Source organism: Agarivorans sp. B2Z047, from assembly GCF_023373605.1.
Classification (GTDB): Bacteria; Pseudomonadota; Gammaproteobacteria; order Enterobacterales; family Celerinatantimonadaceae; genus Agarivorans; species Agarivorans albus.
On sequence record NZ_CP088080.1, the window covers coordinates 4,544,896 to 4,565,218 of the forward strand.

At 44.5% G+C, this 20,323-nt stretch carries 15 protein-coding genes; 6 read left to right on the plus strand and 9 right to left on the minus strand.

Annotation, left to right across the window (positions count from 1 at the left end):
* Positions 1–28 precede the first annotated feature (28 nt).
* Positions 29–1,042, minus strand: a complete 1,014-nt coding sequence (locus tag LQZ07_RS20985) for a LacI family DNA-binding transcriptional regulator (RefSeq protein WP_152784213.1) — start codon at positions 1,040–1,042, stop codon at positions 29–31.
* A gap of 532 nt (positions 1,043–1,574) precedes the next feature.
* On the opposite strand from LQZ07_RS20985, the gene LQZ07_RS20990 reads away from it, so the two are divergent.
* On the plus strand, positions 1,575–3,167 hold the full coding sequence (locus LQZ07_RS20990; protein WP_227981514.1) for a glycoside hydrolase family 16 protein: 1,593 nt from the start codon (positions 1,575–1,577) through the stop codon (positions 3,165–3,167).
* A 77-nt stretch (positions 3,168–3,244) separates the two neighbouring features.
* Here the strand turns inward: LQZ07_RS20990 and LQZ07_RS20995 are convergent, their stop codons facing one another.
* The gene (locus tag LQZ07_RS20995; protein WP_152784211.1) at positions 3,245–5,296 is read right to left on the minus strand and encodes a glycoside hydrolase family 16 protein; all 2,052 of its coding nucleotides are present in this window, start codon (positions 5,294–5,296) and stop codon (positions 3,245–3,247) included.
* Positions 5,297–5,644: 348 nt separating this feature from the next.
* Positions 5,645–6,094 (minus strand): Lrp/AsnC family transcriptional regulator, encoded by a 450-nt coding sequence (locus LQZ07_RS21000; protein WP_152784209.1) that lies wholly within the window; start codon positions 6,092–6,094, stop codon positions 5,645–5,647.
* A gap of 141 nt (positions 6,095–6,235) precedes the next feature.
* Between LQZ07_RS21000 and LQZ07_RS21005 the strand changes: the two genes are divergently transcribed.
* Positions 6,236–7,207 (plus strand): DMT family transporter, encoded by a 972-nt coding sequence (locus LQZ07_RS21005; RefSeq protein WP_152784207.1) that lies wholly within the window; start codon positions 6,236–6,238, stop codon positions 7,205–7,207.
* 2 nt (positions 7,208–7,209) lie between these two features.
* Positions 7,210–8,358, plus strand: a complete 1,149-nt coding sequence (locus LQZ07_RS21010; protein ID WP_152784205.1) for an amino acid aminotransferase — start codon at positions 7,210–7,212, stop codon at positions 8,356–8,358.
* An 81-nt stretch (positions 8,359–8,439) separates the two neighbouring features.
* Here LQZ07_RS21010 and LQZ07_RS21015 read toward each other — a convergent pair whose 3' ends face one another.
* A complete protein-coding gene (locus LQZ07_RS21015) occupies positions 8,440–10,245 on the minus strand; it encodes a hypothetical protein (RefSeq protein ID WP_152784203.1) in 1,806 nt (601 codons plus the stop codon).
* A 341-nt stretch (positions 10,246–10,586) separates the two neighbouring features.
* Between LQZ07_RS21015 and LQZ07_RS21020 the strand changes: the two genes are divergently transcribed.
* Together LQZ07_RS21020 and LQZ07_RS21025 are read left to right on the plus strand one after the other, a co-directional pair.
* Entirely contained in the window at positions 10,587–11,801 is a 1,215-nt protein-coding gene (locus LQZ07_RS21020; RefSeq protein ID WP_152784201.1) for a hypothetical protein, read from the plus strand.
* A 163-nt stretch (positions 11,802–11,964) separates the two neighbouring features.
* Entirely contained in the window at positions 11,965–13,857 is a 1,893-nt protein-coding gene (locus LQZ07_RS21025) for a RimK/LysX family protein (RefSeq protein ID WP_152784200.1), read from the plus strand.
* Positions 13,858–13,901: 44 nt separating this feature from the next.
* Here LQZ07_RS21025 and LQZ07_RS21030 read toward each other — a convergent pair whose 3' ends face one another.
* Together LQZ07_RS21030 and LQZ07_RS21035 are read right to left on the minus strand one after the other, a co-directional pair.
* Complete coding sequence (locus tag LQZ07_RS21030) at positions 13,902–14,201, minus strand: phosphatidylserine/phosphatidylglycerophosphate/cardiolipin synthase family protein (protein WP_249483340.1); 300 nt, start codon at positions 14,199–14,201, stop codon at positions 13,902–13,904.
* Positions 14,173–15,666 carry a phospholipase D-like domain-containing protein gene (locus tag LQZ07_RS21035; RefSeq protein ID WP_227981512.1) on the minus strand — a complete coding sequence of 498 codons (1,494 nt, stop codon included), beginning with the start codon at positions 15,664–15,666 and terminating at the stop codon, positions 14,173–14,175. Before LQZ07_RS21035 ends, LQZ07_RS21030 begins: the two co-directional genes overlap by 29 nt.
* Before the next feature lie 204 nt (positions 15,667–15,870).
* Between LQZ07_RS21035 and LQZ07_RS21040 the strand changes: the two genes are divergently transcribed.
* Positions 15,871–16,599 (plus strand): ABC transporter substrate-binding protein, encoded by a 729-nt coding sequence (locus tag LQZ07_RS21040; RefSeq protein ID WP_152784198.1) that lies wholly within the window; start codon positions 15,871–15,873, stop codon positions 16,597–16,599.
* A gap of 25 nt (positions 16,600–16,624) precedes the next feature.
* Here LQZ07_RS21040 and LQZ07_RS21045 read toward each other — a convergent pair whose 3' ends face one another.
* From LQZ07_RS21045 to LQZ07_RS21055, 3 genes are all read right to left on the minus strand, one after another.
* On the minus strand, positions 16,625–17,896 hold the full coding sequence (locus LQZ07_RS21045; RefSeq protein WP_152784196.1) for a sodium:proton antiporter: 1,272 nt from the start codon (positions 17,894–17,896) through the stop codon (positions 16,625–16,627).
* Between the two features lie 222 nt (positions 17,897–18,118).
* On the minus strand, positions 18,119–19,303 hold the full coding sequence (locus LQZ07_RS21050) for an AGE family epimerase/isomerase (RefSeq protein ID WP_152784194.1): 1,185 nt from the start codon (positions 19,301–19,303) through the stop codon (positions 18,119–18,121).
* Positions 19,304–19,305: 2 nt separating this feature from the next.
* Positions 19,306–20,292 (minus strand): carbohydrate kinase, encoded by a 987-nt coding sequence (locus LQZ07_RS21055; protein WP_152784192.1) that lies wholly within the window; start codon positions 20,290–20,292, stop codon positions 19,306–19,308.
* Positions 20,293–20,323 lie beyond the last annotated feature (31 nt).

Genomic DNA, 20,323 nt, shown 5'->3' on the forward strand with positions numbered 1-20,323 from the left:
TTAATCACTTAGGCTATTGGCTAAGTGATTACCCTGCTTTATCGCTATTCAACTGCTTAACTGAGTTACGAATGATTAACTCTGGCGCTAACTTCTCAGTGACTTCGTGGGCTCTGTCATTGATTAAGGCAAGCACGCCTTGAGCAGCTTCGTAACTAAGCTGTTCGATAGGAAAACTAACCGTAGTTAAACGAGGACGGATGTGCTGGCTGTAAGTATCGTTATCAAAGCCAACAATTGAAATGTCTTCACCAATGGTTAACTTGGCATCACTACATACATTATAAACAGCTAATGCAATATTGTCGTTTTGACAAAAGATAGCGGTAAAGCCTTTATTGCGAGACATTAAACGCTGCACAGTTTCGTGATTACCTTCGTGATCAAAGCGGCCTTCAATCACTAAATTTGCATCATAGGCAATGCCCGCCTCGGCGAGGGCGTTGCGATAGCCCTGCAAGCGATCGCGGCTTTCCACTTTACTCATTTGCCCAGTGATGCAAGCCACCTTGGTATGGCCGCTATCGATTAAGTGCTTAGTCGCTAAATAGCCACCCAACTCATTATCAATCCAGATACAACGCCCTGCTAGCTCAGGAATATTGCGGTTTAAGATAATCGACGCAGGCGTATCTTCGGCAATCTTAATTAGTTCGTTGTCTGACAACTTGTCTGAGTGGATGATCAACCCATCAACCTTTTTCGAGGCCAAAAACTCAATCGAATCAACTTCTTTAGTTTTAGATTCTTGGCCACTGGTAACAATAAGGTGCAGACGTTCTTCACGAATAATGTTTTCAGTGTTGTGCATTAAGGGGCCAAAGTATGGACCATCTAAACTACCCACCAGCATGCCAATACTGTTTGAGCGATTAGACGCTAAAGCCTGGGCGAAAGTATTAGGTTTATAGCCGAGTTGTTCTATCGCATTAAACACTTTAACGCGATTTTTTTCCTTTACTGAAGAGTGACCGTTAATCGCTCTTGATACAGTAGCCTGAGACACTTTGGCCAGCTCAGACACTTCCTTTATTGTTATCAACTCATTAACCCTACTGTTCAATACCTGCTTTACTCATGCGCATAGCGCAATGCATGTTACTTTTTACTAAATATCGCCGCAGCTTGCTAGTAATATGAGCGGAAACGGCGATATAGCCAGCAAAGTAAACGCTAACAAAATAAACCTGCGCATATTTTGAACACATTATCACACACTCAACCAAGCCAAATGCTATCACCATACATGTTCACTCACTTCGTGTAGCTACACGTTTACTGAATAAGTCGACCGAAAGAAGGTTTTGCACTTACAGAACACCCAATAAAAAGAAAGCGCTTGCTAAAAAGTCGAACAAAAAAAAGAACAGCCCGCACCACGAAGCCAACTAAGCAAGCAAAACCAACACTATGCCAAACTCGCCCAAAACCCCTTTAAACACTAGGTTTTGTGAAGCAATACGCAAATATGAATGACAATTAAGCAGATCCCAAACGACGATATTTAAAGCAATACACACAAACGCTATAAAGAAAGCGCTTACAAAATGATTTTAGCTTAGCAAGGAAGAATAATGATGATTAAGCCGAGTTCTGTTGGAAAACTCTCAGCACTAGCGCTAGCCACCACACTTACAGCTTGTGGTTCCACTTCGTCTTCTTCAGACGGAAGTAGTGGCTTGGTTCAAACTAAACCAGCCAAACAAATTACTGGCGAGCCGGTTACTCCAAGTGACAAATGGAAACTGATTTGGAGCGACGAGTTTGAGGGTGATGAAATTGATACCCGCAAATGGGGCTTTGAAGAAAACTGTTGGGGTGGCGGCAACAACGAACAGCAGTGTTACACCAACCGCAAAGTAAATGCCTTTGTTGAAGACGGCAAACTTAACATTGTTGCCAAGAAAGGAAACTTCACAGGCCCTGACAATCCCGACGGTAAAAAAGGCTTAAACAAAACCCTTCCATTTACTTCTGCCCGTTTACGCACCCTAAACAAGAAAGAATGGAAATACGGTCGCTTTGAGATCCGCGCTAAGTTGCCATCGGGTCAAGGGACTTGGCCAGCTATTTGGATGCTACCGTCTGACTGGGTATATGGCGGCTGGGCTGCATCGGGTGAAATTGACATCATGGAAGCAGTAAACCTAAAAGCTAAATCTGATGAAACGGGCGCTATTGGCGAGCCTGAATCACGCATTCACGGCACCCTACACTTTGGTAAAAAATGGCCCGATAACGCCCACGTAGGCCAAGGTGTAAAATTGCCGAATGGTGCTAACCCAGCAGATGATTACCATACCTATGCTATTGAGTGGGAAGAAGGTGAAATTCGCTGGTACGTTGATAACTACCACTACGCAACACAAACTCACGAGGGCTGGTATAGCCAATATGAGAAAGATGGCATGCTGGTTAATGCAGAATCAGAAGCGCCGTTTAACCAAAAATTCCACTTACTGCTTAACCTTGCGGTAGGTGGTAACTGGGCAGCCAAGGCCAATGAAGGCGGCATTGATGAGTCAATCTTTCCACAGACCTTCTCGATTGATTCAGTAAAAGTATATCGCTGTACAGTAGACCGCTGGAAAGGCAAAGGTTGTGCTGCAAAATCTGACAATGCAGTGTTAGTTGCTGGCGTAAAACCACCAGCTATTTTGGCAGTAGATGATGCCTATGCAGATGGTCCACTATTAGACATTTACAGTGATAGTCTAAACAAGTCTCTAGCGTTTGAAAGCTACAACCCGGTAGACACAGTTAAGTATTCGGAAGTTGACGAAGCAAGTCGCGGTAAAGTGATTAAAGTGAGTAAGAGCAATGGGGCCGGCAATATTTACTTTAGAGCACCTCTTACCGATTTAAGCCACTGGCTAGAAAGCGGCCAACTCATCTTTGATATTAAAGTTGAAGAGCAAGCTAGCAACGCCAAACTACTGGTGAAACTCGATAGCGGTTGGCCCCACACCAGTGATGTTGAAGTACCATTACCAGCGTCCGGTGAATGGAAGGAAGTTCGCTTAAATATTAAAGATATTCTCGCTGGCGGAAATAGCCATGCAGCAGGTAAGAAAGCTGACATTGCTGCAATCAGCAATCTATTGGTATTTGAACCAAGCGACAAAATGACCTTCAAATTAGATAACATTCGATTTGAAAAAAAATAGCCATGTAAACTGGCACAAAAAAGGGGGGAGAAGCTTAGGCTTCTCCCCCCTTTTTACTTAATAGCACTCAAGCAATGTTAGCTGCCTACCTTCAGTTGGTCCCAGTAGAAAACTTGTTCTCCAGCTTCTGCTCCGCGTACACCGTAGTTAAAAAATAAAGTCACTTTGTTGTAGCGAGTATCACTCTGCCAACTTGGCGTGGCTTGGCTAAAGTCAAATATTAGCTGCTCCCACAGCCCTTGGCTTTGAGTAAGCACTTCAACTTCGGCAAAACTATCTGGCTGCTTACTGTCGGTTATCTTTAACCTTACTGGGGTTGCCACAGCAGGAGAGTACACCCACAAGCTCATGGTTGGCTTAAGCTCATCTAATTGGATAGCCTGGCTAAAACCGGCTCCCTCTCCTAAGCTGGTTCCCGCCCAACCAGCCGCATTGGCTGATTTACGAGTAAGCGCCACTCGGCTACGTTGCTTGCTAGGATCTTGGATTAGTTGACTATTATTGCCGCCGAAATCTGAGAAGTAGTAAGCCAAGCCACGTTGGCCAAAGTTAAAGGGCAAACTTGCTTCAGGGTACTCAAAGCGTAGTTTGTCAACTTGCAGATCCATACTGGCTGTTGGCTCGATAACAAACAGATTAACCACTTTGGTCAAATCTACCGACTTGCCAGACACTAAGCTGTTTCCACGAGCGGCTAGATCTGCCACGTTTATCCTCACTTCAGTCCACGTATCTAGCGCTGGTAACTCTACTTCATAATCGCTAGCATTAGGCCAGCCGCTATCCATTTTCACCAACAATTTAGCGCCTTTAGCATGACTAAGTAGCTTTAAATCAAAGATGAGTTGTCCACCCTCCTGCCAATGGTTCATGTTGGTTTCAGGTGCGGTCAAATGCACATTACCGGCTTTGCCTGCTTTACTAATCTCAATCACCTGCCCGCGGTAAGGATCCGCAGTTAGTCGATAGCGCATCGCATTTCTTGGGTCATAACTGTTCAACATTAAGCTGTAGTCCAGTTCATCATCAAATAAGCTAAATCGAGGCCCTTCTGCAAATTGCGTATCCACAGCTACTGTAATCGGAGGCCTAAAGCCTTCAACTAGGTTTGCTTCTTGCGGTACGCTATTGCAACCTTTGCCACTACTTCGCTCCACAGTGCACTGATATACCCGCACAAAGTCCACTTCTAATGCCTGCGGAAAAATATCACCATCTACGCCTGTGGCATTAGCGTTTTCAGCCCAAGAGCCGCCAACATCGAGGTTCAAGCCTAAGTAAAATGCTTGGTCAAAAGGAGCTGCTCCTTCGGCGGTAACCAAGTGACCATTGTTGCGGTATTGGCTATACCACTCATCTTGTCGCTGAGTTGCATAGTGCACATTATCGATAAACCAGCGGATCTCTCCTTCTTCCCACTCCACTGTGTATGTGTGAAAACCATCAGCCGGGTTAATGCCATTAGGCAACTGATAGTCTTTTCCAGAACGTAAATTTTCAGGCACCGCACGTCCATAATGCAAACTGCCATACAAACGGTCCTCTAAAGCAGAGCTATCAACTCCCTTAGCATCGCTAGGCGCTTTTAAGTTTACTGCCTCGACAATATCTATCTCGCCAGATGCGGGCCATTTCCCGTACTTTTCTTCAGTGGGTAACATCCAGATAGCAGGCCAGGTACCTTGTCCCTGTGGAAGTTTTGCGCGCACTTCAACTCGACCATAACGCCAATCGACCTTACCTTTAGTGCTCAGTTTTGCCGAGGTATAAGCTTGTGTTCTTGTAATTCGTTTATCACCACTGGGTAAGCTAGGCCCAGTAAAACTGCCCTTTTTTGCCAGCAGTTTTAAGCTACCGTCAGACACCTGTATATTGGCTTTTCGTTTGGTATAACATTGCTGGCTAGCGCCTCCACCACCCCAGCAATGTTCTTCTACATTCCATTTACGCTGGTCAATCTCATCGGCATCAAACTCATCATTCCATACCAATTGCCAATAGGCTTCCGGGCTGCCTATTGGCTGTGGTAAAGCCTCTGCCGATTGCTTAGCTTGCTCTGTAGATCCACAGGCAAGCAACAATAACGGCACAGGAAGCGCCGCCACCTTACAACAAAACTTAACATTCATTTTGTCATCCTTGTCTTGTTAATTTTGAAAGCGCTTTCTTTATAGCATTGTTGATATCGGCTTAAAACCATACAATCAACACTAGCCTAACCTCTCTGCATATATGCGAACAAACTCACACTTAACAACAACTTAAACAAAATACCGCCTTCCTAAAATAGAACAAACAAGAAAGAAGAAACTAACAATCAAGGCGAAGAAAAATAGAAAGCGCTTACTAAGTTAATTTTGTACCAAAACAAACACACTTTGCTTTAGCAAAACAAATACATTACGCATAGATTCGAAAAGGATGAGATTTAGAAGAAAGCCTTTAGGGAACGAGAGTCTAAATGTGAAAAGGCCTATTTAAACTGGCAAAGGCTGATGATTTTTTACTTCGCGTATAGCAAAGCTACTATCTAGCTGGCTTACCATAGTTAAGCGTTGTAGCTCCCTCACCCACTTTTCGTAGGCTGCTAAGTCTGCGGTTAATACTTGAAGCAAGTAATCAAAGGCGCCTGAGACAGTATGGCAACTGACCACTTCCGGCATGTCTTTTACTGCCGCTTCAAAGGCCATTACCGGTGCATCTTGGTGCTCCTTTAAACGAACGTGCACAAAGGTGGTAATTTGCAGGCCTAGCTTGGCCTTGTTGAGGTGAGCGCGATAAGCCTCAATATAGCCTTGCTGCTCGAGCAAGCGTAAACGCCTAGCTACAGGAGACGCCGACAAGCCTACCTGTTCCGCCAATTCTGCCGTGGTAAGCCGACAGTCACACTGAATCAAATGTAATAACTCTCGATCAACTTTATTCATCCCACACCACCAGCAATCAAAACCAACATTTATTTAAAGATTAGCAACTTGAGCTAACGATAAGGCTAAAATTCATTAATTAAGCCTCCTTTAACCAGTCATCATTAGCAACAATACCTTATCTCCATAAGGATATGAATCATGGCTACAACAAGCACCCCAGCAAGCTTAGCTAATTTACAGGTTATTCCGCTCTTATGCTCCCGCCAGCAAAGACGATCAGGCTTTATTGCAGCGATTGCAACCATTGTTATTTGGTCCACTTACTTTCTATCTTTGCGCAGTAGTGCTTTGTCACCGCTTAGCGTGCTTGAAATAAGCTTGTTTCGTTATGTCATTCCAGCAGTCCTACTATGCCCACTGTTGATAAAACGTTGGTCTAAAATCACTGAGGTAGCTTGGCCTTATTTGTTGGGAATGATTGCCGGAGCTGGACTGCCATTCTTCTTATGCTCCGCCATTGCAATGTCTTATACGCCCGTGGCTCAAGGCAGCACTCTTGTGCCAGGTGTTGCTCCACTTTTTGTTACAGCCATTGCGGTATTGGTATTTAAGCAGCCCTTTGAGCGTCATAAAAAAATAGGTTTGACCGCCATATTTATCGGAGTATTGCTGCTGCTAGCTAACAGCTTTAGCCAATCCAGCAGCCAACAGCTACTTGGTCAAGCAATGTTTTTATGCGCTAGCTTGTTGTGGGCAGTTTTTACTTTGTCTACCCGCCAAAGTGGCCTTAGCCCGCTAGAAACAGCAGCGGTAATTACCGTTCCTAATGCACTCATACTTATAATTTATACTTGGCTAACCCCAAACCATAACTGGGGTGCAGGGCACGTTCCTATTTCCGAGTTGCTCAGTCACATGCTGATTCAAGGTATTATTGTTGGGCTACTAGCAAGCTGTTGTTATAGCTTTGCCATTAGCCGCTTAGGCGCAGAGTTAAGCTCGGCCTTGGGCTCACTCACCCCAGTATTAGCATCGCTGCTGGCCTTTTGGCTGTTTGCTGAAAACCTCGACCCACTTACAATATTCGGTATTATAAGCACTGTCATTGGCGTTGTGATTGCCAGTGGATATAAGCCAAGCAAAGCGCCTGCTTTACACCTTAAGGAATAACCATGTTTGCTAACCTTCCAGCCGCAAAAGATGATCCTATTTTGTCATTAGGCTTAGCCTTTAAAGATGACCCTCGCAGCGACAAAATTGATCTAGGCATCGGAGTTTACCGTAACGAGCAAGGCGAAACACCGGTAATGAAAGCAGTAAGTATTGCTCAGCAGCGTTTACTGGATCAGCAAACCACTCAGGCCTATATCGGTTTAGCCGGAAACGCCAGTTACAACCAAGCCATGTTAGACTTATTGCTCAGCGGCACCGACTCATTTTCACGATCGATAGCCATGCAAACCCCAGGGGCCAGTGGCGCATTACGTTTACTGGCCGATCTTATCGCCAGTGCCAAACCAAACGCCAAAGTATGGCTGTCTAACCCCAGCTATGTGAACCACCAACCCATTATGCAAGCGGCAGGTTTGGATGTGGGCTTTTACCCCTATTTCGACCCTGTTAGCAAGCAAGTTGACGAGCCAGCGATGTTAGAGAAAATCGCTAAGCTAGGGCCCGATGACGTATTGCTATTACATGGTTGCTGTCACAACCCCACTGGCGCTGACATCTCTTTTTCTGCTTGGCAAAGCATTACTGAACTTGCACTCAAAAATGGCTTTTTGCCTTTTGTTGATTTGGCTTACCAAGGCTTTGGCCAAGGTTTACAAGCCCCAGAGCTGCTGATTGCCAGCTCTAACTCAAAAAGCTTCGGTTTGTATCGTGAACGCAGTGGTGTAGCCATAGTAGTGGGAGAAACCTTACAACAAACCACCAATGCCCGCGGAAAACTATTTGAGCTAGCACGTCGCAGCTACACCATGCCACCCAACTGGGGCGCAGCTATTGTGGCCGAGATCCTAAACGATGCTCAGCTAAGCCAACAATGGCAGCAAGAGCTAAATCAAATGAGCCAACGCATGCGTGATTTACGCCAATGCTTAGCGCAGGAGTTTGCCCTGCAATCCGGCAGCGATCGCTTTAGTTATCTAACCCAGCATCAAGGCATGTTTTCATTAACCGGGTTTAACCAGCTACAACTTGAGCAACTGCGCGAGCAGCACGCTATTTACATAGTGAGTGGTGGTAGAATAAACGTAGCAGGTTTAGCCAAAACCTTTATCCCGCGTTTAGTGGAGTCCTGTTTAGCGGTGGGTGTTTAAGGCTTTAGCAAACAGCGAATATCCACCAGCTATAAACGAAAAAGGCTAGCAAATTGCTAGCCTTTTTTATAAAGCAAAAAACTAAGCGGGAGATTTAGCCTTGGCTTTTAAGGCTAACTCCAACTTGTCATTGAGTGTTACGTTCGCTTGGCTAAGTTGACTAATATCTTGGTGCGCTTCAGCAATTTCTCGTTGTAGCTGACGATTAGCTAACTCACCGGCTTTTAGCTTGTCTTCCAGCTCGTTTAGTTGCCCCTGCAAGTTACCACTGTCAATTTGAGCATCAAGGATTTGCTCATCTAGCTGGCTCAAGGCTTGCTTAGTTAACGAGTGCCCTTGTTGCTCTTTTCGGTAGTTAGATTCGAGCGTTACCAATTGCTGCTTGAGCTCTTTAAGTTGATGCTCCTTATCCAATAAGCGGCTATCCGTATCTGCCATGCTATTGCTTAACTCAAGCTGAGAGTTAGCTGCTGCAAGTTGCTTACGAATTTGGTCTAACTCGGAAGTAGCTTCTAGGTATTTAGATTCTACTTTTTCTACTCGCTCACGCAGCTCTTGTTCTTGTTGCTGCGTTTTCTCTAGTTCTGGAAGTACTTGCTCTAGCTGAGCTTCTGCGCTTCGACTCACAGTATCTAAAGCCTGTTTATCACCACGCAACTCTTCTAGTTCTTGGTTCACAATCTGTTGTTGCTGAGTTAACTCTTGAATTGTTTGGGCATCTTCCAAACAACGCTGCTCTAATGCAATCAGCTTTTGAGAAAGCTCTTCTTCACGTTCCGCTGCGGCTGCTAATTCACTGCCATCGGCAGCTTGTTCTTGCAGCTCAGAATGAGCTTGCTTAGCTGCGGCTAACTCTTGGCTTAGTTGCTCGACTTGTTCTGCTAGTTGCTGCTGCTCTTCACGCTGTTGGTCACTTTGCTGCTGTAATGTTTGGCTTTGTGTATCCCGCTCTTGCAATTGTTTCTGCTGTTGTTCAAGACTTGTTTGTAGCTCTTGATTGGTGGCCTCTAAGCCTTGCTTAGTTTTCACCAAGCTAGTCATTCGCTCACTTACATCACAGTGTTCTTCGGTAAGCTGTTTGGTTAGCGCTAACTCTTTGTCTAGAGCTTCACTCATTTCTCCCAATTGCTTGCGCAAAGCCTGTTCCACTTCAGTTTGCTGTTGCTGGGCTTCTTTACCATTTTGCTGGTAAGCCTCTAGCTCTTGTTGATTCTCTTGTAGCTGCTGCTCAAGTTCTAGCTTTGCTACCTGCAAGGTCTGTAAGGTTTGTTGGTCATTTTCGGCTGCTTGTAGCTCAGCTTGAAGGCTTTGAACTTGTTGCTCAAGCTGTTGATACTGCTCCTGGTAGCTTTGAGTGCTTTGTTCACTATCATGTAGGGCTCGCTGCGCGTCTTTAAGCTGCTGAACCTGCTCTTCACTTTGCTGTTTAGACTTATCTAGCTCACCAAAAAGCTCGCTAGTTTTGGCGGCCGCTTGCTCTAATTTTTCACGCAGTTCTTGACACTCTTGCTCGGCACTTTTTTGTAGCTTTGCGGCTTCATCAAGTTGTTGGCGGTGCGCAACAATAAGGGCCTCGCGGCCTTCTTCCCAGCTTTGCTGTTTTTCTTGAGTAAGCCGTTCGATTCTTGCTTCTGTTGATTGCGCCAACTGCACAAACCAATCATTTAGTGAATTAGCGAAACCATTCGGCAATTGCGCAATGGCATGTTGCTGCTGATAAGTTTTAGTGAGCTGTTTTTGAGCACTGGCTTTAGCCTGCTCAATAAGCTGCTGAGAGGGGGGCTCTCCATTATGCTCGGTTAAAAAATCCACCAAGAATGCTTCATCAAATGAGCCGCCTTCAGCGAGCATTTGGTGAACCAAGAAATCTATATTTTCAGCGTCCATGACCTTTCCCTTTGAGCTTGTTCGCAACAAACCCAACACTGCTATGTTGGTGGCAATCATAACCACCTATCACTATTGATTAACGGCACTATACCAATCAGCCAATCTAAGGTGCAATCAACAGGCATTAAAACAGTTAAGGTAATCATACTATTGTGGTACTAACTGAGCTAAATCATGCTCAACCCGCAAAAAGCACGTCTTCAAAACAACTTAAAAGCGCAGCAATTATTTGTATTTACAAATCCATCACCTAATATTTAAGCTGAAAGGTTTATATTGAGTTATTCATTTAGAAATAAGATCAACAGTTAAGCTAAAGGTGACTCTATGGTGTTGGTATGACTGATAAAGATCTCATAAAGCAATTACAGGGCTTTCCTCTCGCCTGGCACTGGATTCGAAACAGCAGCCAAGTACATTGCGATAGACCTTTAATTGATGCCTTAGCTTACCCCAGCGAACAGCAATTAAGCTTAAAACAGCTAATTAGCCGTTTAGAAGCCGAGCAAATAACTTATTTGCAGCGGGCGATTTTTGATTCTCAGAACCAGCAACAAACTTTAGAGCTAAACCTGATTTTTAACATCAAAGGTAAACGCTATATTGGCCAAGTATTAATTTGGCGAGAACAAATAAACCAAGTAAACGGCTCCATCGAATTTATTCTGCCGTTACTGAGTAAAGCTGAAGAACGAGAGTTAATTCAAGAACACTTAAGCGCAGAACTCATTCCGGCGGTTATCTGCAATCAAAATGATACGATTATTTGGCTCAATCAAGCTGCTTGCACCTCGTTACAACAAACCAGTTACCAATTGCTTGCCAGTAAAGTGGTTCACTCCGATGCCGATGAAAACGGCAAGGTTAAGCACTACATTAAAAGCCTTGGTGGCCAGCGAGTACCGCTAGATGCTCGTTTAAAAAGCATCCATACTAACGCCCCTAAAAGACGCTTTACCCTTTATCAACTGGTTGCCGAATTAGCCCCTCAACAACAGCAGGTTTGGAATAGCGAAGCTAAATTTGCTCAACAACTGGCACTGGCTCAAAAGAAACTATCAAGGCAAGAAACGTTAATCGTTTTTGCGCTAAAACTAGAACATCAAAATGAAGAAGCAAGCCTACGCCTTAAACAGCTATTGCTGGGTAATTTAAAAAAACTCAACCAAGCCATATCAATAGGTTTTTTAGGCAAAGGAGCCATTTCTGGCTTCTTAAGTGCGCCCAAAAAGCTACAACTTATTCAGCAACGTTTAAATCAAGCTATCACCCAATTGTTGAAACCCAACGATCAAGCCAGCTTGGGGGCTATGCAAAGCCAAATGGGGGTATCGGTAATGGGTATCGATGCCAGCAATAGCCAACAGGCTATCAATCATGCACAAAAAGCAATGATAAACGCCGAGCCAAAACCGCTAGACCAACTTGCCCAACAAGCCAGCTTTTTTGACTCACGCCTAAACCAAGCTCGAGACAAGCTCAATCAATCTGCAATTCCGAAGAATAGTAAGCCAAGTAATAAAGGCGACCTATACATCGATCTTAGTGACTAATCTTAGCCGCACGCACTCTACTTTTGATGATCCTGAACCTACCAAATAGTTTGCTATCTAAATACGGCAACTTATTAAAAAAACTCACTTTATTTACCACATGGCGCTATGATTAAAGACATTAAGTGCTATAACAAATATAACTTTATTGAAAGAAAGGCCAATGATGAAATTTATTTCCAGAACTCTCATCTCTTTGCTGTGTATATTCGCTGCTCAATCTCACAGCTTAGCTACCTCTCTAGAACAAAGTCCTTTCTACAACAATGGACCGCATTACCATCTAGACGACAAACTGGTAATGGGTCGAATCGAGTTCATTTACTATGCTAATGTGGATTCGCTCAAGGGAGTGGGAGTACCCGCTAAAATTGACACAGGTGCCGATACCACCTCGATTCATGCACTTAACATTAGTATTCAAAGTAGCAACCCCAAATTTGCCGATTTACAAGGCGAAGCCTTACTTAAAAGCATCGCAGAAAGCTTTGGCGATCCAGATAGTGAATGGTGGCTAGACAGTTTTGATACGCCTGAGCGCAATATCAATGCCACAGTAAAGTTTGATTTAATTCACCCGCATACTGGTGAAGCCATTACTTTAGAACGACCACTTGCTAGGCTCAGTGGTATTCAAGGGCGCGGAGACCACGGCATACTCTACCGCCCGGTGATTGAGCTTGCTTTGTCGTCGGGTGATATTACGGTAAACACAGCGGTAAACCTTACCGATCGCAGCGCCTTCTCCTACCCCATCTTAATTGGCAAAACCTTTTTGCGAGAGCAAGCTTGGGTTGACTCGAGTTATGACTACTTGCAGCAAGAACCTGAAGCAAAAATCATCAGCAATAAAGAAACCGCCTATTTAGACGACCTTCCTTTAGCAATAAGTGTATCTTTGGCTAATCGACGCACCAGCCTAAATGCGGCGAATATAAAGGTAGATGAAGACAAGAAGCAAGTGAGCTTTGAGGCAGTAGGCAAAAACAACAAATCCAAAGCATATACGCTACCACTACTTAAAATGTTGAAAATTGGCGATAAACATCACCCAATGGTGAACATGCCTATTAGTATTGGCCAAGAACTAAAACATATAGAGTTACTACTGCGTGATCGTTCTAAACGCTCTACTCAGCTGCGTCTTGGCACCGAAGCACTAAACCAGTACTTCCTCATTGATTTAAGTGCTGAGTTTTTAGCTGATAAAGCGCTTAAATCTGCAATGGACTTTGCAAATAAGCCACCTTTAATGATGAGCCCAGAAGAGCGGATCACCATTGATGATGTTACTTTTAAAGCCGAACCCTCTTTTGCTGTTAATACTTTTCTAATGAGGGTGAAAAGCTTAAAAACGCTAGAACGAAGCGAGCAAAATAAACCAATAGCAGCGTTTTCAGCCACTGACATCTACAACAAGGTTTATGTATTTGAACAGCCCATTGACCGTAACATTGTTGTTGGTGAAGTTACTCGCCCAGTGATCACTCCCAAAATTGCCCTAGCAGGCAAAAACTACCAAACTGACATTGCACTAGAGCTAGCCAGTAAAGACGATCCTGAAGAGCTGCTCATCGGCGAGAGTTTTGCTGATGGCCCTGTATGGGTGAATACACGTACCAACAATATTTTTGATAAAAGAGCGGTAATTCGCGCTGGTTATGTAGAACAAGCTAAAGTAGAAGACTTATCGATTTCAGTAAAACTGGATACCGGTGCAGATGTCAGTTCGATGCATGCTGAGCAAGTAAAACGCTTTGATAAAAATGGCAAACCCATGGTGACGTTCACCTATCGCAATAGCGACGGTTTAGAGCAGGAGTTCACCCGAGAAGTGGTTGACGAAATGACCATTAAGGCGCGGGTAGGCGAAAAAGCCAACTCTCGTCCGGTTGTAATGATGGAAGTTAAACTAGGAAACGTAACAGAGACAGTACGGGTTAACTTGCAAAACCGAGAGAACTTTAGCTATAGCATGATTTTAGGTAAGAACTACTTACGTAATGGCTTTGTAGTAAGCAGCGACGGCCGTTTTATTCTTACCAAACAGCCATAACTTGCAGATTTAAAACGGCCCTTGGGGCCGTTTTTTTGTATTAACTAAAACTGATACTTGAGGCCAGTTTTATCCAAGGTTTTATAAATACCTCGCTGGCCTTTGGTGGTGGTTCCTTTCATTCCACCTTGGTCTCGTAGCTTCTGGCGAATTTCAAGCCATTCACTGCTTCCCCAACGAGAAGACTGCGACTTAAGTAGCTCAAATTCTTGATTTAAACGCTCTATCAATTCTTCGCCCTGGAAGAAAAAGCCCACTTCGTTATTGTAAAGTAACGAACGGAAATCAAGATTGGTAGTTCCTACAAAAGCTGACTCATCTACTACAATAAACTTCGCATGCAATTTGCCGTAATAGGTTCCCCCCCCCCAAAGACACCGCATCAGGTTTACCTAATTGATAAAAGAAAATTCGAGGGTGATTAACTAAGGCTTGCCATTCGGCTGATGCGATAAACTCTGGGTTATTTTCGTGTAAATCTAAATCAGACTCTAACCAGATTTGGCGCATCTCTTCACTCATTAAAATAGACGGCACAGTGTGCATATCAATCACTGCTTGAGTGAAGAAATTATCGCTACTTAGAACCGAGTTAGTAATGATTTCAATTTTGCGCTCAGGATCTTTATCCAACCACTCTAAGGCCGTATTTACATCTTCTTCTAACACCCCTTCATCTTTCAACAGATCAGACTGCAAAAACAGGTAGGGGGACACTACACGAATAGTCGTTAAGTCATTATCACCGTAAGCCGCGCGCGCCAAGATACCACTAATTGAATTAGCATTAGCCTTTTTGTTGGTACTGTAGTTGCTCACTAAATCCGTTGAGCTTAAGTTATCAAGTTCATGAGCAAAACGAGTATCAACCGGAGAGAACCCTTCCTGTAAATATTGGTCGATGGTTTGGTAGGCCACCGCAAACTCAACGTTCCCTTTAAGCTCAGCTAGCGAATCCAAAGACTGCTGCATCCTCGCGCTATAAGGAAATGTAATTGATAGGCGTTTATTGCCAGGCTTTGAGAACAGCACCGAGTAATAATACTCGCTTAGTTGTGCAGGAGAATTCTTTATATGAGCGTCAGCTAACGGACGAATAAGCACTTCTAAATCTTTAAAAGCATTAGGGTCAAGCTCACCATGATGATCTAAACCGTAGTAATGCAGCGAAACATTACGGCCACCGGTCATTACCCAGGCTTTATCTGGATAAGCACCATCAGCAATGAGTAGTTTATCGTGAGAGCGACGATTTGCGTCTGAACCAAACTGGGTGAGAGCATTAAACACTACCGCCTGAACACGTGCTCGATTGGTGGTAACTTCACCATTGCGGGCCTTAACAAAGCCGGCACTTTTAGCACACTCAATAAGGCCTTTTAGATCGCCATGTTCCATACTTAGCGAGCCCAAACTGTCGACCATAATGCGCACATCAACACCGCGCTTTACTGCCTCGCATAACGCTCCCAAAATGGCATCACCAGAAAGGTCGGGAGTAAATATATAGTAAGCAAGATCTACACTATGTTGCGCTTGTTCAATCAGGTGGACTTTAATGGCTAAACTTTGAATGGCCTCTTCGGTCGTAGAGCCAACAACTTTCACTGTTGCCGGTTGGCTAGGTAACTCAGATTCTGAGGCGAGTTTTAAATAGTCTTTTTCTAACTCATCTGCTGCACGCCAGCGCCTATCTTCTAGTTGTTGGCTTGTCCACGAGTCTTCAATCGCATAATCTGGAGCGGTAATTTGAGCCGAGCAGGCCTGCAGCATAAGTGCTACAAGTACCAAACATCCCTTTTTAGTCATTAGCAACATCCTGTTGTATCAAAACTTCAATTTAGCTAGCAAAAGCCGCGTTAACTTGCTTAGCAAGATTATACCCTAGTCCGGCAACTTAACACTGGCCGCTTCATCGCTTTAAAGAATACATAGAGCCTTAATAACTCGCTGTTTTTAAAAGCATAGGCTATTTTTATAAGAACATTTTTTAATCTTGAGAGACACCAATTAATGCGCCTTATGCTGGCATTGTTGCTATTGTTTAAAATCTTGCAAAGCCACAGCCTGCAGGCCGCTACCTATACTGTTTACAGCATCGATGCCCCACCACTTACCATGCTTGATGCGAAACAAGCTGGCATTGTAGGAGATGTGGTTATCGAAGCATTCACCCGCTTAGGACACCAAGTTTTACTGCAAGAAGTACCCTGGAAACGAGCCCAACGGATTACCCGCGAAGGCGAAAACATATTTATCATGCCTTTGGCTTTGCTACCTAGCCGCGAAGAGCACTTTACTTGGGTAGCTTATATAATGGATTTAGAGCGTAGCTTTGCCACCACTAAGCTGCGTATTAATGACTATCAACAAGCCAAAAAAACACTTAACAAGGTAGGGGTGGGTTTAGGTTCGGCGCAGGCTCAAATACTTAAAAACAAAAATTTTTTAGATAGCCAAATAGTGGAACTTAAAATAGGGCCAAGCACCGCCAAGATGCTGCAATTAGGCCGCATTGATGCTTGGTTTAATGGCACACCCGAGTCTATTTGGTATTGGAACCAGCTATTTCCCGAGCAGCCACTCATTATTGGCGATCCCGTTGTCACTAACTTGTTATTCTTAGCCGCTTCCAAAAATACCGATGTTAAGCTGGTTCAGCAAATCGCCATCCAGATCCAACTTTTACACGACGAAGGTTTTGTTGAAAAAACCAAACAGCGTTACTTAGCCCCACAGTAAGCAACAGCAATAAATGCTGCGCCACTTAAGGCTCATAAGATTTAGACTTATTGATCAAAGGAACAATGCTAGCTCCTTGTACCAATATAGAAAAAACCACTACTGTATAGGTCATCACCAAAATCATCTCACGTACATCGATGTTCTTTTCCGGCAATACCATTACGCCTGCAGGCACAGACATGGCCATAGCCAAAGCCAAACCACCACGTAATCCGCCCCAGGTTAAAATTGGTAGTGACATGGGGTTGTACTTTTTAAACAGTGAAAAACCTAAATAAGGAAGGGCAACGCTCACTAAACGGCTTAGCAATACCAAAGGGATGGCCAATAGCATTAACCACAAATCTTCTAGATGAAAAACAAAGCTGATCAACACCAAGCCAATCATCAAAAACAATAGGTTATTCAAGAACTCTTCAAGTACATGCCATAGGTGGTCAAAACTTTGTTTGCTGGCTTGAGTAAAATGCCGCTCGCGGGTGATATTACCGATATAAATACCTGCCACAACCATTGCTAAGGCACCAGACACGCCCAATTGCTCAGCAAATACAAAGCCAGCAGTAGGAATAGCCAAACTCACCAAGAGCTCCAATGAATCATCGTCGGTATGTTTAATTAAATAATTGGCAACGAAACCCAAAACAAAACCATAGATTATGCCACCACCAGCTTCTTGCAAAAACAACCAAGAAATAGCGGGAACACTCAAGGCTTCATGGGAGAAGGCAATGCCAAATACCGACACAAACATCACTAAACCAAAGCCATCGTTAAACAGAGACTCACCCTCCACTTGAATCGCGATTTGCTGAGGCGCATTCATTTTCTTCACAATAGCCAACACGGCGATGGGATCGGTGGGCGAAATAAGCGCGCCAAACAACAGGCAATAAATAAAATCCAAGGGTAAGCCAATGTAAGGCAATAAGCACCACAGCAAACCAGCCACTAAGAAACTCGATAACAAGGTTGAAAATAGCGCCAAAACAGCAATCTCCACCCCTTGGCTCGCTAAGTGTTTTAAGTTTATGCCTAAGCCACCAGCAAATAGCAGAAATCCCAACATGCCATGCAGCAACAGGTTCTGAAAGTTAATCGCATTAATAGACGCTATAAGCTGCGGAAAGCTTTTTAGTACACCAGTTTCTCCCAACAAGATCATTATCAAAGAAAGGACAATAGAGGCAGCGGTTATAGTAATGGTTGATTGCACCGACCCCACTCGGCTATTGATATAAGCAATCAGCATAGCCAAGGCAGCCAAGTAACAAAGACTGTAATAGGTTTCCAAGACTTAAGTCCCTTTAGCGGAGCAGTGAGTACTGCCAAGAAGATGTGCCTTTAGTATAGGCAACACCGCTACTAAAAGAGCAACGGTTTCCCCATGCGCAGCTACGCAAACAAAAGCTCTAACAGACGAAGCAATATTTCGAGAAATGAAAATATCCAGAGGTGAATGCCAATAGCCAACCAAAGGGTGTTGGCTATTGAAGTTTGAGCGGATTGCCTAGGGTTAAGCTTGCATGGCACGTAGTACTTCTAAGCAGGCGCCTATGGTGTGGTAGTCAATCTTTGCTCCGGGCCTTGCAACAAGTGGATCTTGTACCTGCCCTTCTCTACTTAATACTCGCCACCAAGGCTTATGTTGAGCCTCGCAGAAAAACTGCCAGCTATACTTCCACAGGCTGTCATAAGCGCTCCAATACTCCTGCTTGCCGGTTGCTGTTGCTAACAGCGCGGCGGCGGCAAAAGATTCAGCTTGAACCCAAAAGTATTTTTCATCATCACAAACACTGCCGTCTGGGGCTATTCCGTAATATAAGCCACCATATTGGTGATCCCAGGCTTTCTCCATGGCAAAGCCAAACAGTTTCTCTGCACAAGGGAGTAACCACCCAGCCTTATGATGACGAGATAACATCACCAACAATTTTGCCCATTCGGTTTGGTGGCCAGGCTGGAAGCCCCAAGGGCGATAAAGGTTTTTAGGATCGTCGCGATTAAAGTCCCAATCCACCTGCCAATCTGCTTGATAATGCTCCCAAATCAAACCGTCTGTGGTGTAGCCTTGGCGTAAACAAATGTTTTGTGCAATCGTGATAGCGCGATGCAAATAACGTTGTTCTTGAGTAGCCTCATACGCAGCAATCATCGCTTCACAAGCATGCATATTGGCATTTTGGCCACGATAATCGCTTAATTCGAGCCAGTCGGCACTGGCTTCATCGGCGTACAAGCCCCATTCTGCTTGCCAAAAGCGCTGTTCCATCAAATCAAAGGTAGCGGCTAACTGTTGTTTGGCACCTGCTCGCCCCAGCTTCACGGCGGCTGAATACATCAGCACTACAAATGCTAAACCATAACAAAGGTTACTTTTGTCTATTGGGCTATCATCATCAAGTACCCAATTGTAAGCTTGTCGTTGCGGGTCAAAATGCTGTTGCTCAACAAACTTAAAGCCATGTTCTGCCAGCTGCAAATACTCGGTATTATTATCCAATAAACCAACATGGGCGAATATGTAAGCGAGTCGTGTTGAGCTCACCAACTGCTTAAGGCCTTTTTCTTCGGCTTCCCCATTAGCGGCAATGGCTTGAAAATATCCGCCTTGCGGGTCAATGGCATGCTGCTGATAAAACTGACTAAGCGCACTTACATGCTGCTCTAAAAACTGAGAACTACGAAAAACCGGAAGCATGACTACTCCTTGCTTTGAATGAATGCGTGAATGTCTGCAGCGCTGGGTAAGGCGCTCCATGCACCGCGTTTGGTTACAGCTAGCGCCCCTGCGACCACTGCGGCTTGTAAGGCATCTAGCAGTGGAGTTTGTGAATCAATAGCCTGAGTTAACGACTCCCGCTTACAAATGTTTTGCTGCATAAGTGAAGCCAGCCAAGCCCCGGTAAAGGCATCCCCAGCCCCGGTGGTATCAACCACAGTAACCTTGGGTGTAGCAAGGCTTGTCTGCCAATTAGCCGTTAGGAGTTGCACATCTTTGGCACCATCGGTTAATAGGATAAGGCTTACCCCTCGCTCAAAAAGAAATGTCGCTAAATCATTTACCTGGCCAAGTTTACTAAGGTAATCCCACTCTTCTTGACTGAGCTTAAGCATATCGCTAGCCGCGGCCGTATCTATCACCCGCTGAAAAAGCTGCTCGGTGCTTGCCCAAAGCGGCAAGCGTATATTCACATCAAAGCTTATAAGCAAACCAGCTTGTTTAGCTGCAGACAAAATATTAGAGGTGGTTTCTGCAATATCATTTTCGGTAAGGGTATTAGAGCAAACATGTAAAATACCCTCCTCTTCTAGCACCTGTTGGGGGAAATCCTTTAGGCGCACTTTTAGATCTGCTGTATCACTGCGTTGAAAGCTAAAGCTGCGCTCTCCTTCTGCGTCCAAACTCACAAAGGCCATAGGAGTGGCGTAGAGTTTGCTGCTTAACAGGTAGTCACAATTTACCGCTTGGCGTACTAGGCAATCTCGCAGGTAGTGGCCTGCGGCATCGTCTCCCACTTGCCCTAGCATTAAGGCTTGATGGCCTAAGCCTGCAACGGCCACTGCTACATTAGCTGGCGCGCCACCAGGATATTGCCCATAAATAGGAATATCTATTTTACCTTGGCGTTGAAACTCCAAAGGGATCCAATCCACCAATACTTCACCAAAAGCGAGTAGGCGCGGCATAGTGTGTCCTCGTTGAGAATGGCTAGATAAC